Raw genomic sequence first — 13,895 nt, forward strand, 5'->3', positions numbered from 1 at the left:
TCGGGAAAGCAAGGGACCCCCCGCACACCCGCCAGAGCCTGCTTATCCTTGCTGCCTTCCGGCCCTGGGGAGGTTCACAGGGTGACGCCATGCGAGGGGTCTGCCCGAGAGTCTATGTCATCCCCGGCCCAGGATTCACCCGTTCCCCGCGTAGTCTCCGCCCCATGACCACCTCTGCCCTCCCGCCCCTGCTGCACATCGCCGAACGCCGCCACTGGGAAGCCGCGGAGACCTCGGGCGCGCCGTACACCTGGTCCACCCGTGGCCGCACCCTCGCCGACGAGGGCTTCATCCACTGCTCGGCCGACGAGGCCCAGGCCACCGGCGTCCTGGACCGCTTCTACGCCGACGTCCCCCGCGAGGACCTCGTCCTGCTGGTCATCGACCAGTCCGCCCTGACCGCCGAAGTCCGCCACGAACCCGCCGACGGCGCCCTCTTCCCCCACATCTACGGCCCCGTCCCCGTCTCGGCCGTCATCGAGGCCCGCCCACTCCCCGACACCCGCTAAGCTGTCCCACGGAGGATTCGCCTAGTGGCCTAGGGCGCACGCTTGGAAAGCGTGTTGGGGGCAACCCCTCACGAGTTCGAATCTCGTATCCTCCGCCCCGCCTGACCAGGCAGAACAACAGCCGGTGTCCACACGGACACCGGCTTTTGCCATCCTCCGTCTCATTTCCCGTCTCAGTTGAACGCGCACGCTCGCGATCATGCGTGTCCGTGGACGTTGACCGGAGTCCGGAATCTCCGGAGTACCTTATTGCGGATCGCCATCGAGGAACTGTGCGGAACTTCTAGGGCGCCTCAAAGAGCGCGCGGTGGCCCGCGGCCCAGAGGGTCAGGGTGACTGCGACGGGCCTGACCTCGCTCCGGTTGAGGATCTCGGTGTGCAGTTCGATCTCCCTGGCCAGTGTGTGGATCAGCTTCCCCTGGAGATGCGGGCTCTCCGCGAAGTGCGGCGGGGCGACGCATCGCCGGATTACCTCGGTGAGGTGCCGCGCCAGCTGGGCGACGTGGTCTGGAGCGATCTCAGGGAACACCTCGTTCAAGGCCGGTAGCAGCTCCCGGTAGACGTGCCCCTCCGTCGCAGGATCGAGCTGGTGCTCATGGATCTCGGCCTGGTCGGTGAGGACCTGGTCGATGAGGTCGGCGAGCCCGGCGGCCAAGCGGTCCCAGGCACCGTCGAACTCGAGGAGGAGCAACCGCAGGCGGGTGCTCAACCGCCGGCTGAGCTCGGGCTCGGACTCGATGGTGCGCTCGATCTCCCGTTCCAGTGCCTCCCTGAGCAGAGCGGCGCGTTCCTCGTCCCCGCGGAGCGCGTCGACCGCGGCCCTGAACCGGTCGTCGGTGATCTCGACCGGGGGGACGAGCACGGCGGGTTCGCGTCCCCGCACGTGCCGGTCGAGCAGCTCCCTCAGCAGGGCGCCGACCGGCTCCTCCGACTCGAGGGGAGCTCCCGCGACGATCGCCGCGTTCCGCAGCCGCAGCCTGATCAGCTCGACGGTGACCATGAGTTCTTCGTGCCGGAGTGCCTCCGCACGGGGCAGGAGCCGTTCCACGCGGCCGAAGAACTCGCGGGCCCGGGCACGGAACCGCTGCCGCGTCTCCGGGTCGGACAGGGCGGCCACGAGGCCGTCCCAGCCTTCGGTGTCCGACGGCAGGCCGCCGAGCTCGAGGATGGTCTGCTCCATCTGCTCGGCCGCCCGGTCGAGGCCGCCGACCTCCTCGTCGAAGAAGTTGACGATGAGGTGCGAGAGGTCCTTGTCGTCGTAGACGCTGAGCGCCTCCTCCATGTTCTCAGCGAGCGCCACGTAGTCGACGACTAGGCCGTACGGCTTGCCCCTGCGCGGCCTGTTCGTCCTGGCGATCGCCTGGAGTAGCTCTGCCCGGCGGATCGGCCGGTCGATGTACAGGACCTGTTCGATCGGCGCGTCGAAGCCGGTGAGCAGCATGCCCTGGACGATGAGGAAGGCGACGGACGTCTCGACGGGTTCGGCCTCCACCGCGCTCCACGGGTCCTCTTCCGGCCCGGTGCTCGTCCGGAGGGCCGGAGCCGGGAAGTCCGCGAGGAACCGGGTGATCGCGGTACGTTGCGCGCTCCGGTCGGTCCACCGCCGCCACTCGGGCGGGTCCGGGCGCTCGGGGTCGTTCGAGCCCGAAATGACAGACACGAAGTCGACGTTCCGCAGCAGGTCGAGCCGCCGGCGGACCAGTTCCAGGTCGCCGGCATCGTATCCGTAGGGCGCCTGGAGGTAGAGCTGGTACTCCTCGACCGCCGCGACGAGCTCGTCACGTGCTCGCAGCAGCGCACTCCGGTACTCGACGGCGGCCCGCCTGCTCACCGCAACGAGCTGTGCCTTGAAGCCCCGCTGCATGATGCCGGTGGCCCAGTGCAGAAGCATGTCCCGAGCCTTGTCGGCGATCAGTCCGGCGCTCTCCAGGACCTCCCGCCGCCCGACACCGACCGCCTCATCCGACCGGGCAGCCGCCTCGTCCAGGGCCTCCGGATCATGGATCTCGCCACCGATATGCCGTCCCTCGTAGCGGATCGGCACCGTCGCGCCGTCCTCCTGTGCCTGTTTGAGGGTGTACGGCTCGTCGATGTCCTCGCCGAAGGTCTTTCGGGTGCCGTGGTCGCCCTCCCGGACCGGGATGATGGGGGTGCCCGTGAAACCGATCTTGGTGGCGTTCGGGAGCGACCTGCTGAGCCGGGCGTGGAGCTCGCCCGACTGCGTCCGGTGCGCCTCGTCGATCAGGACGAGGATGCGTTCGCTGCCGTTGAGCACGCCGAGTTCCGCGGCGGAGCCGTCGCCCGCGAACGCCGGGACGGCCGTATCGGTCCCGGCGTCGTCCCGCCGGGCCTGCTGGATCATCAGCTGGACGACGCCCGCGCGGACTTCGGCCAGCAGCCGCCGGGCGTCGGCGGAGGTCGCGGCGATCCGGGGTTCGCGCCCGCTGAGCCTGAGCACCGGATGCAGCTGGTCCTTGAGCTCGATCCGGTCGGATACGATCACGACGAGGTGGCCGCGCAGCTCCGGCGTGGTGCTCATCTTGCGGATGAGGAACGCCATCGTGAGACTTTTGCCCGACCCCTGGGTGTGCCACAGAAGCCCGCCGCGGTCGCGAGGGGTGCTTCCCTCGAGCAGGCGCAGGACGATCGCCAGCACGGCCCGGTACTGCTGGTAGCGGGCGACGATGCGGGTGCCGTCGGGGCGGAAGAGCGTGAAGTTCCGGGCGATGTCGAGCAGCCTGTCGGGGGCGAGGGCGCCGACGGTCAGGGTCCCCAGCGGGCTGAGCGGTCCCCGTGCGTCCAGCTTGATCGCCACCCGGGCATCGGTCCAGGGCACTGTCGTCTTCCAGGCCGAGAAGTCCTCCTCCCGCGAGGTGACGGTGCCGAGCTCGGCGCGGTCCCCGTCGGTGACGGCCACCACGGTCGCGTACTTGAAGAATTCAGGGACTTCCCGGGGCGGGCTCACGCCCTGGGTGCCGATGGCGCGCCGCACCGCCATGACGGCCGCGGGCACCCCTCCTTCCTCCGCGGGACGGGCCATGACGGCGGCGAAGAGGATCCCGTTGACGAACAGGGCTAGGTCGACGTTCGCGGTCGGCGCTCCTCCATCCTGTCGGCGCGGCACGGGCAGGTCGGTGACGACCAGCAGGTCATTGGTGTCCGGGCCGGTCCAGTCGACGAGCCGGACCGGGCGGCCGGTCGGCGTTTCGATCTCGTCGGAGTCGACGCCGGAGCGCAGCAGCTCAGCGAGGGCCTGGTTCCCCTCGGCGAGCCGGACCGGGAGCCGACGCGACATCGTGTCCCAGACGGTGTCCAGGTCGGTGTCGTTCAGCCAGGATCGCCCGTCCGCGTCGGCGTTGAGCTTCGCGATCGCCGCACGGAAGCGTCCTTCCAGCAGCCCGCCGTTGAGCTCCCCGGCGACGTCGGCGCCCGCACGGTGCTCCCGCCAGCCCAGCCGCATGAGGTCGGCGACCATCTCGTTCCGCCACACCTGACGCCTCCTCATGTGAGCGATCTTCAAGCACCCTAGTCATCGGAGAATCTCAATCAAGAGATTTCCGACACTTCCCGTCTCGGATAGGCCAGATCGGCGAGACATCGCGCCAGCCGCTCGGCCGCGTGCGACCGTTCGGCCTCGAGCTGTTCGAGCGAGCGCTCGTACTTGTCGATGAGGGTCCGGTACCGGCTGACGGCGTGGTCGCGGGCGGTGGCGAGCCGCCGGTCCAGCCAGGCGGCGAGATCCTCGTGGAGGATGTCCGCGACCAGGTCCCGGGCCTGCGGGCCATCGAGCCCCGAGACGCGCCCCGCGAGCCCCGGCCGAAAGGTCGCCTCGTGCTCTTGGACCGCCTTGCGGGCGGCTGTGCGCTGCTTCTTCAACGCCGTGGCCGGTTCGCCAGCCTCCTCGGCCTCCTTGACCTCCGCGTTCAGCCGTGATCGTTCGGCGTCGAGCAGGGCGAGATCCGGCAGGAAGTCGGGCAGGAGGCGGACGGCCAGCGGGTGCGCGTAGGCGTCCCGGCGGTTCTCGGCCTCGGCGGCCTCGATCGCCGCGTGCCAGTTTCGGACCGGCTCCAGCGGGCCGTGCTCGGACCAGGCGTTCACGGTGTGCAGGTGGGACGCCCACCAGTCCGCGATCACGCCGGTCCAGGCGAACTCGTCGAGCACGCGGTCGGCTCCGAACTCGTCGGTGAACGAAGCGATCAGCTTCTCGCGCACCTCGCTCGGCCGCGTCCTGCCCTCCAGCCCGGCCAGGACGTCGACATGCCGGTCCCACCAGCGGCCGGCCGATGCACGGACCTCCGCGAGCGACTTCTCGGCCGTCCGCTCGATCCGGTCGAGCTCGGCCCCCGGACCGGTCGGCGGGAACGCCAGGTACCGCTCGTCGCAGGGCACGAAGTGGTCGAGCAGCCGGATCCCGAACGGCCCCAGCTCCTCCTGGGCGGCCGCGATCTCGGCCAGCGGGACTCCCCCGTACAGGTGGGCGCTGACGTCGTCCGGCTCGGGCGGCGGGGTGTTGTCCACCCACCGCCGGATGTTGAGGTTGGCCTCGTCGGCCAGCAGGTCGGCGACCGTGACGACCCGGGAGAAACCCGGCAGCTCCCGCCAGGTCCCGCACACGCTCACGATCTTCTCGGCGTGCTCCTCGCCGAGTTGGTTGCGGACCCGTCCCGGCGTGTACTCGCGGTCGGCGTTCACGAACAGCACCCGGCCCCGGTGCTCCGGCGTCCCGCCGTTGCGGAGCACCAGCAGGCAGACGGGGATGCCGCTGCCGAAGAAGATCGACGGGGCGAGCCCGATGACCGCCTCGATCCGGTCCTCCTCGAGGAGCCGGGCGCGGATGGTCTGTTCCTTGCGGCCACGGAACAGCACCCCGTGCGGCATGACCGTCACCGCGGTCCCGCCCGGCGCCAGCGAGGCGAGCATGTGCTTGACGAACAGCAGGTCGGGCTTGTTACCGGATTCTCCCGCGACGAACCGGCCGTACAGGTCGTCGTCCTTGGGGACGCCCTTCCCGGAGAACTCGGGATTGCTGATGATCTTCTTGAAGGTCCTCAGGCCCGTGCCGGTGGTGTGGCGCGGGGTCGCCAGGGTGTCCCCCTGCTGGACGTCGAAGTCCCTGACCCCGTGGAGAAGTAAGTTGATCCGGGCGCTCGCCAGCTGTTCGGAGGCGATCTCCTGCCCGTAGACCGCCAGGTGCTCCTGCCGGCCGGGGTGGTGGTCGGCCACGTGCGCGCGGGCGTGGATCAGGGTGCCGCCGGAGCCCACGCACGGGTCGTAGACGGTGTCTCCGGGACGCGGCCCGATGAGCCGGATCATGAGCCGCACGACGCTGCGCGGCGTGTAGTGGTCTCCGGCCTTGGTCCCGGTCCCCTCGGCGAACCGCAGCAGCATGGCCTCGTAGGCCTCTCCGACGACGCCCCGGTGTTCGGTGGCGCCGTCGTGCAGCGGCAGCGGGTCCAGCAACGCCATCATCCGGTCAAGCGCAGCGTTGTCGGCGGGCTTGAAGCGGATCGACTGGGAGATGCCCCGCAGGTCGTCGTTCGCGGTCTCGATCTCTTGCATGGCGGCGTTCAGCCTGCCGGCGGTCCCGTCGGCCTCGGCCAGGTCCGCCCAGCGCGCCCGGTCCGGGACGACGATGACATCCCCATAGCTGCCGGGATCGTCCGCTTCGGTTCGTGCACGGTCCTCATCACCGGTGCGCTCGAGCTCTTCCCGGAGGATCTCCTGCTGCTTGTGCAGGTAGGCGTCGTCGCAGTACTTGAGGAACAGCAGCGCCGAAAGGCAGGCCCGCTTCTCCGAGACGCTTTTCTTGCCGAGCAGGCCGTCGCACTCGCGCAGGGCCTGGTCTAGTCGGTCGAAGGTTACGCGTTGCAAGGGTTGTCGCTCCGGGGGGAAGTGGATGCGGACGGTAACGAGATTACGCCTAGGGCCAGAAGGATCCGGTGAACATCGGTAGAGGGGTCGCACATGAGGCGCTTGCTGCAGTCAGCGGCGTGCTCGGCGGGGCCGCAGCGTTCGCTCGGGCATCCGGCCACCAGCCGAGAGGCGATCTTGGTGGCGTGCCCCTCTTTCCCCAGCAGGGTGCCGAAGAGCTGGGCTGTGACGTGCTTCTCGAATCCCTCCCAGCCCTTGACCTGCTTGAGCCGCCGGGTGATGGCCTTCTGCTCTCCACCGAATCCTCCTGGAGGGCCACTCGCGAAGTGGAGCAGGAGCCAGAGCTCGAAGCAGGCGTGCGAGAAGGCCACGGAGACGCCCTCCTTCCGCGCCAGGTCGTAGGCCGCGAGCAGGGCCGCGTCCGGGTTGTCGTCCTTGTCGAAGACAGCCCAGAACTGGGCGCTGGTGACGCCACGTTGCGCGCGTCGCTGGCGAGCGGCCTCCTGGACGGCGGAGCGAGGCTTGTACCCGTTGAACTTCTTGGTCTTGCCCGGCTTGGGGGGCGTGGGGGTGATGTGGAGCTTGAAGTCGTGCCGGTCGCGGAACTCGTCCGCCAGCGCCCCGAAGTAGGTGCACTCGGTGAGGCCCTCACAGACGATGTAGAGGACCTTCGCCCGCCGGCTCCTCCCGGGCCGGATGCGGGGTGCCGTCTGCCCCTGCGGAGCACCTTTCTTCGGGCTCATGAGGCGGCTCCGGCCGGGGCCAGGGTCCCGGCCACCTCGCCGATGTTCAACGCGGGGATGCCTCCGTAGGCGCCGGCCAGGTAGTTGCGGTCGAGCGCCTCGGTCTTGCGCGGCCTCGCGTCCGTCAGCGGGTAGATCTCGGACACGCCGTCGCGGGATTTGGCCGCGATCCGGACCTGGTCGCGTTCCAACGGCTGGAACAGGTGGGTGCGGCCGAGCAGGCTGGAATCGTGGACGGTGCAGACGAGCTGGGCGTCGTGGGGGTTGGCGTCCGGATCGTGGAACAGCCGCAGGACCTCGGCGGCCAGCAGAGGGTGGAGGCTGATGTCGAGTTCGTCGACGAGCAGGACCGCTCCCTTGTCGAGGGCTTCCAGGAGCGGGCCGATGAACGCGAACCAGGAACGGGTGCCCATCGACTCCTGGCGCTCGTAGTCCAGCGGCACCAGACCGCTCGGTCCTTGGTGCAGCAGCCGGAGATCGCCGCTCATCGCGTCGACTTCGGCTCCGGCGACGCCCAGGTCCGCCACCTTCAACAGGTCGGTGATCCGTGCACGGTGGCGTTGGTCGTCGTACATCTTCCGCGTGAAGGTGTGGCGCTCGTCGAAGTCTCGTCCGGGGCTCACCCACCACAGGTTGTGCTTGAACCAGTCGTGGATCGGGGTGAGGAACGGCTGGTTGAAGGCAGCCGCCACGGTGAGGAACAAGGCGTTCGGCCGGGTCTGCGGCACCAGGCTCTCCTTCGGCCCCCGCAGCCCCTCGCCGGGAAAGGTGATCAGCTCGTCGGAGTCGGCGTCGCGCTCGAACCAGACCTGGCGGCGGGCCTGCCCGCCGGGGTAGGCGTGCAGCCACTCCGACTCGACCTGATCGTCGGAGACCTCGAAGCCGTAGACGTAACGGTCGCCGTCAATCACCACGTCGACCTCGTACAGCGAGGCGGTTTCGCGGGCGGAGCCCTCTAGGCCGAAGGGCTCGCGGGGGATGTCGTCGAGGGACGCCCAGCCGTGCACGGAGTTGAGGACGGCCTGGCGCATCCAGCGCATGGCGTGCAGGACGTTGGACTTGCCGGAGGCGTTGGAGCCGTAGATCGCCGTGGCGGGCAGATAGGCCATCTCGCTATCGCCGGCGAGGCCTGCGGGACGCTCGGAGCCCTGGTTGAACTTCGAGGCCGCGAACCAGACCTCGAACTCGTCACGGAATGATCTGTGGTTGACTCCCCTGAAGCGAAGCAACATGGATACTCCTCTAGGCGGGTTATGAATCCATCTTAAGACGATTCGTGCAGTTTTTCTACATATAGACCGTGGAGATTGCCCAGGCGCTACTCTATGCGCTTCCGGGGCGACCCTCCGAACGCGGCCCGCGTCCGCAGGCTTCGGGCGGACCGCCGCGGTTCTGTCCCTGATCACGGATAACCTCGGGAGCGATACGCCGAGAGGGAAGGGCCGCTACGTGGCGAAGCTGACGCTGCCGCAACTGGAACGCCATCTGTTCGGGGCGGCGGACATCCTGCGGGGTGCCATGGACGCTGCCGAGTACAAGGACTACCTGTTCGGCATGCTGTTCCTAAAGAGGGCTAGCGACCAGTACGACTTCACTCGCAAACTGATCAAGGCGGAGCACCTCGCGAACGGCGTCGGCGAGGAACAGGCTGAGCTCACGTCCCGGAGCAAGTCACAGCACCTGCGACACGGCGGAGGGTTCACGGTTCCCGAGGCGGCCCGCTGGGAGACGATCGTCGAGCAGTCCCGTAAGGCGGACGTCGTCCTCGGCGATATGCTGACCAAGGCGCTCCGGGCCCTGGAGGACGAGAACCCGACCTCCCTCGGGGGCGTCCTTGGCCACATCGACTTCACCAAGAAGGCCCTGACCAGGGTCAGGCTGCAGAAGCTGATCGACCACTTCGGCCGCTACAAGCTCGCCAACACCGACTTCGAGTTCCCGGACCTACTCGGCGCCGCCTACGAATACCTGATCAAGGAGTTCGCCGACAGCGCGGGAAAGAAGGGCGGCGAGTTCTACACCCCCCGTGAGGTCGTCCGGATGATGGTCCGCCTGGTCGACCCGCAGGAGGGGCATAAGGTCTATGACCCGTGCAGCGGTTCGGCTGGCATGCTGATCGCCGCGCACGAGCACGTCCGTGAGCACGGCGGCCAGGCCGACACCCTGCTGCTGGCCGGGCAGGAGCCCGCGACGGGCGTCTGGGCGATGTCGAAGATGAACATGATCCTTCACGGCATCGTCGACGCCTCGATCATAAACGGCGACACCCTCGCCGAGCCGCTCCATAAGACGGGCGGCGAGCTCGAGCGCTTCGACCAGATCCTGTCGAACCCCCCGTTCAGCCTCAACTACGACCGGGAGTCGATGCAGCACAAGGAGCGGATGGCCTTCGGCTGGACCCCGGAGGGCGGCAAGAAGGCCGACCTGATGTTCGTCCAGCACATGCTGTCCGTCCTGGTGCCGAACGGCATCGGCGCGACGGTCATGCCGCACGGCGTCCTGTTCCGCGGCGGAGAAGAAGGAAAGATCCGCCAGGCCATGATCGAGAACGGCCGTCTCGAAGCGGTCATCGGCCTTCCCGCGAACATCTTCTACGGCACGGGCATCCCGGCCTGCATCCTCATCATCCGCGGCCACAACGGCCCGGCCGACCCCGCCCGCCGCGGGAAGGTCCTGTTCATCAACGCCGACCGCGAGTTCACCGCCGGCCGCGCCCAGAACCACCTCGGCTACGAACACATCGAGAAAATCGTCTCCGCTTTCCGCGACTACGCGGACATCCCGGCCTTCTCCCGCGCCGTCCCCATCGCCGAGCTGGCCGACAACGACTACAACCTCAACATCCGCCGCTACGTCGACAACACCCCCCCACCAGAGCCCCAGGACGTCCGCGCCCACCTCCACGGCGGCATCCCCAAGTCAGAGGTCGCCGCCAGGGCCCACCTCTTCGAGGCCTACGGCATCGACGTCCGCCAACTCTTCGCGGAGAAGAACGCCGACTACTACGACTTCCCGCCCGAGGGCCCCGCCGCGGTCACCGCCCGCATCCCGATCCTGGCCGCCCCACGCGAGGCCCAGTTCCGCCAGGCCGTCGATGCCTGGTGGCAAGACCATGAGAAGCACCTGCGAGCTCTCCCCGGCACGCAAGAGAAACTCCTAATGAGCACCCGCGCCGAACTCCTGGACAGCTTCGTCACTACCCTGGAGCCCTCCGGCCTCCTGGACCGCCACCAGCTCGCCGGCGCGATCGCCTCCTGGTGGGGCGAGGTCCAGTACGACCTGAAGACCCTCGCCGCCAACGACTTCCCCGAGGTCATCGAGGGCTGGGTCTCCTCCATCGAAGCCGCCTTCGAAGAAAACGAGTTCGACGACGCCAAGGCCAAACAACGCCGCACCGCTGAAAAACGCAAGGCCCGCGACCACCAAATCGTCCCGGTCTTGCTCCCTTCCTACCTGGAAGAACTGGACCGGGCCGAAGCCCACCGCGCCGACCTCGAAGCCCGCTACAAAGCGGCCACCACAAGATCTTTCGACGATGAGGATGGATCCGAGATGGAGGAAACCCTCACCACTACAGAACTAAATCAGCTCCGCACATGCCTAAATACCGCTAAGCGCAAGATAAAAAAACTGGAGGCCGAGTTCACAACCCGCCTTCACGCCTCTTCTGAGAAATTGAATAAAGACCAAAAAGCCCACTTGACCCTCAAGCTCTTCTACAACACCCTAATAATTCGCATCGAAGCCTTCATTATTACTGGCCGCCACACAATTGAGGAAACCAGTGTCGTACTGTCCTCCAAATACGCAACACCACTAAGTACTATTGAAAATAAACGAAAATCTTTCGAAATTTCACTATCCGCCGAGCTAAAGGAACTAGGCTATGCCTGAAAATTTTCCGGAAGTGCCGCTGGGGGAGTTGGCGGAACTCAGGATTGGGGCAACACCGTCTCGAAACGAACCATCCTTCTGGAGCAACGGCGGGGAAGGGCTCCCATGGGCAGCAATCAGTGATATCAAAGAGAAATACCTACACGGCACATCGGAGCAGATTACCCAAGCAGGAGTAAAGGCGGCACGAATGCGCCCAGTCCCGGCAGGAACTCCAATCATGAGCTTTAAGCTCAGTGTAGGGCGCGCCTGCATTCCAACTATTGATTTGTTTACAAATGAAGCCATCGTCTCCATTACACCCATCAAGGGTCTGTCAACGGCAAGCTGGCTCTACCATGCGGTTCCACGCATAGCAGAAAGAGCCGTAACAGAAACCGCCGTAAAGGGCAAGACGCTCAACTCCAAAAAACTCAGAGAGCTTGCAATCCCGACCCCGGCATCACTTGAAGAGCAGCAGCACATCGCAGCAATCATTGACACGCTAGATGAGCTAATAACTAAAGGAAGGGAGGTGGTGGAAAAACTAGATAAGGTAAATACTGGCATTTCCATGGATCTAATTAATGACTTGCTCAAATTTCCCTATGTTACACTCGAAAAAGCTAGCTCCGCACCAATCTGTTACGGAATCGTCCAAACTGGAGAATCTATTCAAGGTGGCGTACCCGTAATCATGATTAGGGACCTTGCGGAAGGGTTTAGTTGGCCGACTCACCACGTCCATGGATCCCTGGACGATCAATATCATCGAAGCCGAGTTATCGCTGGCGACCTAATTCTCTCCATTAAGGCGACTATTGGAAAATCCGCCATAGTCCCAGAAGGATTTTTCGGCAACATCAGCAGGGACGTAGCTCGAATTAGATTGCACGAAAATATAATTCCCCAATACCTTCAATGGATACTGTCAAGCCCCTGGGGTCAGGATCTACTAGAACAAACAGTTGTGGGAACAACTCGCGCCGAAGTTTCTATAGCGAGCCTGAAGAAAATAAAAGTGCCACTTCCGCCACCCTCGGAACAAAAGCGGGTCACGGCAGTGATCGATAACTGTCAAGCGGAAATCTTGGAACGCAAGCGAGAGTTGCGGAAGCTCCAAAAATTAAAGGCTGGCCTAGTCGATGATCTACTGACCGGGCGTGTTCGAAGTAGCAAGTATTTGGCGAGCAAGATTTAGCCAGATACTTGCTGCGAAAGTTAGAACTTGGGCTGCTGGATTTTTGAGTCGCGGATGCTTACGTAGCCGAAAGCTGTAGCGATCTCTACGCACTGGTCGTTCTGGGCCATGCTGTGGCTGGACTTGCGCCAGGTGGCGTTGGTGAAGTCTGGCTTGGGCATGGACGACTCCTAGGCTATTCGCACTGCTTGGCGGCCTGCCTCAGGAAACGGAGGGATTCGGTGGCGCTGAGGGCGGAGGCCTGCAGGTGGCTGTAAGTCAGGTTAGCCGCCCTGATCTCGCTCTCGCTCTCCGAGTAGAGGCTTCCCGCAAAGGTCTCGATGAACGGCACGTCGGCTCGCCCTCATGGAAGCCGAAGATCCCGAACGTTCCATTCATGGAGCCGTGAGGACCGGCCGCGTAGGGGATGACCTGGATGGTGACGTTGGGCCGTCGAGCAGCCTCGGTCAGGTGGAGGAGCTGGAACCGCATGGTCTCGTGGCCGCCGATCACTCGGTGCAAAGACGCCTCGTCGAGGATGGCCCAGAGCTCAAGCGGGTCATCGCCGTCAAGGACCGCCTTGCGCTTGAGACGAAGATCGAGACGATGGTCGATCTCGACGTCTGTGAGTGTCAGTGCCCCGGCTTCGGTGATGACGGCGCGGGCGTAGTCCGGGGTTTATAGCAGGCCGGGGACGCCTTGCGCGTGGAAGACGCGGAGCGTCTCTGCTGCCGTCTCGAGGCCGATGTACGTGCTGTAGTCCTTGCTGAGGAAGTCGGAGTACGGCTGCCACCAGCCTTCCTGCTTGGCCTCGCGAGCCAGCTTGACGAGGGCGGCGTGCTGCTCGCCCACGATGCCGTAGTGGGTCAGGAGAGCGGCTACGGCCTCCCAGGTGACCGAGATCTTGCCGGACTCTATGAGGCTGAGTTTGGACAGGGACCAGGCCATGTACTTCACGACGGCTTCAGCGGGAAGCTTTCGTTCCTCCCGCAGCCGGCGAAGCTCGGCTCCGAGCCGACGGCGGCGGACCGTGGGGCTGTTGCGGCGCGTCACAGCGATCACCGATCCCATCCGAGTGCAGCCGATTTGCTGAATGCACTTGCACGAGTGCTATGCGTGTAGCACTCGTGCAAGTGTGACTCACGTCACGATCGGCGAGCAACGGGTTGCGAAAAGTAAGTAGAAGACGGCCGCGCGGCCGGGCTTCGGATTGAACGGCCTGGTCCGGTCGCGCCGCTTCCACCCCCTGTGGAGAGGAAGCGAGATGACGATACTCCGGGACGGGGACGTTCTTGCGGTGATGCGGGCGGCTCATCCGGGCTGGCGGATCTTCCGGTCGCGGAAGGCGGACGGGAGCGTCGGCAACGACTGGGTGGCGTCGTTGCGGGACTCGGGGGTCGGAGTCGATCCGACCGTGATCCGGACGAGCTGCGGGAGGAGCTCGCCTTCCAGCTGCGGCAGGCGTGGGGGCGGCGCCGTCCGACCCGGCGGAGTTCGACCTGCCGGGGTGAGTGGTGCGCCGTGACGGGAAGGTGCTCGTCGCGGAGGCGCAGCGGAGCTACAGCCTGTACCAGCGGATGGCGGGCGTGCAGGACCACGCGACCGCGCGCAGCGGCGAGGAGCTGTACATCCTCTGCGACGCCTACGACGCGCTCGCCGAGGCGCTGATCCGGGCCGAGCGGGTCGACCGGGCCCGGTTCGAGGCGTCGCGGCGGTGAA

Annotated in this window: 11 protein-coding genes, 1 tRNA gene and 1 other RNA gene; 5 read left to right on the top strand and 8 right to left on the bottom strand. The window is 65.9% G+C overall.

Annotated features, from left to right (window positions below; genetic code table 11):
- Positions 1–8: 8 nt before the first annotated feature.
- An RNA gene (gene ffs, locus C229_RS33405) (signal recognition particle sRNA small type) lies at positions 9–104 on the bottom strand.
- 60 nt (positions 105–164) lie between these two features.
- On the opposite strand from ffs, the gene C229_RS0105835 reads away from it, so the two are divergent.
- Both C229_RS0105835 and C229_RS0105840 read left to right on the top strand, forming a co-directional pair.
- Positions 165–509, top strand: a complete 345-nt coding sequence (locus C229_RS0105835) for a DUF952 domain-containing protein (RefSeq protein WP_018654144.1) — start codon at positions 165–167, stop codon at positions 507–509.
- A gap of 10 nt (positions 510–519) precedes the next feature.
- A tRNA-Ser gene (locus tag C229_RS0105840) sits at positions 520–604 on the top strand.
- 188 nt (positions 605–792) lie between these two features.
- On the opposite strand, the gene C229_RS0105845 is transcribed toward C229_RS0105840, so the two are convergent.
- Genes C229_RS0105845 through C229_RS0105860 form a run of 4 tightly spaced genes read right to left on the bottom strand, consistent with a single transcriptional unit; the run spans position 793 to position 8,232 of the window.
- Complete coding sequence (locus C229_RS0105845) at positions 793–4,014, bottom strand: type I restriction endonuclease subunit R (RefSeq protein ID WP_081639742.1); 3,222 nt, start codon at positions 4,012–4,014, stop codon at positions 793–795.
- Positions 4,015–4,055: 41 nt separating this feature from the next.
- Entirely contained in the window at positions 4,056–6,380 is a 2,325-nt protein-coding gene (locus C229_RS0105850; protein ID WP_018654146.1) for a class I SAM-dependent DNA methyltransferase, read from the bottom strand.
- Complete coding sequence (locus C229_RS0105855) at positions 6,368–7,123, bottom strand: RloB family protein (protein ID WP_018654147.1); 756 nt, start codon at positions 7,121–7,123, stop codon at positions 6,368–6,370. The genes C229_RS0105850 and C229_RS0105855 overlap by 13 nt, the downstream gene beginning before the upstream one ends.
- A complete protein-coding gene (locus C229_RS0105860; protein WP_240487087.1) occupies positions 7,120–8,232 on the bottom strand; it encodes an AAA family ATPase in 1,113 nt (370 codons plus the stop codon). Before C229_RS0105860 ends, C229_RS0105855 begins: the two co-directional genes overlap by 4 nt.
- A gap of 340 nt (positions 8,233–8,572) precedes the next feature.
- On the opposite strand from C229_RS0105860, the gene C229_RS0105865 reads away from it, so the two are divergent.
- Together C229_RS0105865 and C229_RS33410 are read left to right on the top strand one after the other, a co-directional pair.
- Positions 8,573–11,017 carry a type I restriction-modification system subunit M gene (locus tag C229_RS0105865; RefSeq protein WP_018654149.1) on the top strand — a complete coding sequence of 815 codons (2,445 nt, stop codon included), beginning with the start codon at positions 8,573–8,575 and terminating at the stop codon, positions 11,015–11,017.
- Positions 11,010–12,197 carry a restriction endonuclease subunit S gene (locus tag C229_RS33410; RefSeq protein WP_081639744.1) on the top strand — a complete coding sequence of 396 codons (1,188 nt, stop codon included), beginning with the start codon at positions 11,010–11,012 and terminating at the stop codon, positions 12,195–12,197. Before C229_RS0105865 ends, C229_RS33410 begins: the two co-directional genes overlap by 8 nt.
- Before the next feature lie 20 nt (positions 12,198–12,217).
- On the opposite strand, the gene C229_RS33415 is transcribed toward C229_RS33410, so the two are convergent.
- From C229_RS33415 to C229_RS32625, 3 genes are all read right to left on the bottom strand, one after another.
- Positions 12,218–12,358 (bottom strand): DUF397 domain-containing protein, encoded by a 141-nt coding sequence (locus C229_RS33415; RefSeq protein WP_018654150.1) that lies wholly within the window; start codon positions 12,356–12,358, stop codon positions 12,218–12,220.
- 97 nt (positions 12,359–12,455) lie between these two features.
- Positions 12,456–12,830, bottom strand: coding sequence for a DUF5753 domain-containing protein (locus C229_RS36010; RefSeq protein WP_420804641.1), 375 nt, complete (start codon positions 12,828–12,830; stop codon positions 12,456–12,458).
- A 24-nt stretch (positions 12,831–12,854) separates the two neighbouring features.
- The gene (locus C229_RS32625; RefSeq protein ID WP_169513811.1) at positions 12,855–13,238 is read right to left on the bottom strand and encodes a helix-turn-helix domain-containing protein; all 384 of its coding nucleotides are present in this window, start codon (positions 13,236–13,238) and stop codon (positions 12,855–12,857) included.
- A gap of 452 nt (positions 13,239–13,690) precedes the next feature.
- Between C229_RS32625 and C229_RS0105890 the strand changes: the two genes are divergently transcribed.
- Entirely contained in the window at positions 13,691–13,894 is a 204-nt protein-coding gene (locus C229_RS0105890; protein WP_018654154.1) for a hypothetical protein, read from the top strand.
- Position 13,895 lies beyond the last annotated feature (1 nt).

This window comes from Actinomadura flavalba DSM 45200 (assembly GCF_000374305.1).
GTDB lineage: Bacteria > Actinomycetota > Actinomycetes > Streptosporangiales > Streptosporangiaceae > Spirillospora > Spirillospora flavalba.

Bases quoted from the DNA above. Each gene is read 5' to 3' on its own strand.
- C229_RS0105835 (WP_018654144.1), top strand. From the start codon at position 165: ATGACCACCTCTGCCCTCCCGCCCCTGCTGCACATCGCCGAACGCCGC.
- C229_RS0105845 (WP_081639742.1), bottom strand. From the start codon at position 4,014: ATGAGGAGGCGTCAGGTGTGGCGGAACGAGATGGTCGCCGACCTCATG.
- C229_RS0105855 (WP_018654147.1), bottom strand. From the start codon at position 7,123: ATGAGCCCGAAGAAAGGTGCTCCGCAGGGGCAGACGGCACCCCGCATC.
- C229_RS0105860 (WP_240487087.1), bottom strand. From the start codon at position 8,232: ATGGCCTATCTGCCCGCCACGGCGATCTACGGCTCCAACGCCTCCGGC.
- C229_RS33410 (WP_081639744.1), top strand. From the start codon at position 11,010: ATGCCTGAAAATTTTCCGGAAGTGCCGCTGGGGGAGTTGGCGGAACTC.
- C229_RS33415 (WP_018654150.1), bottom strand. From the start codon at position 12,358: ATGCCCAAGCCAGACTTCACCAACGCCACCTGGCGCAAGTCCAGCCAC.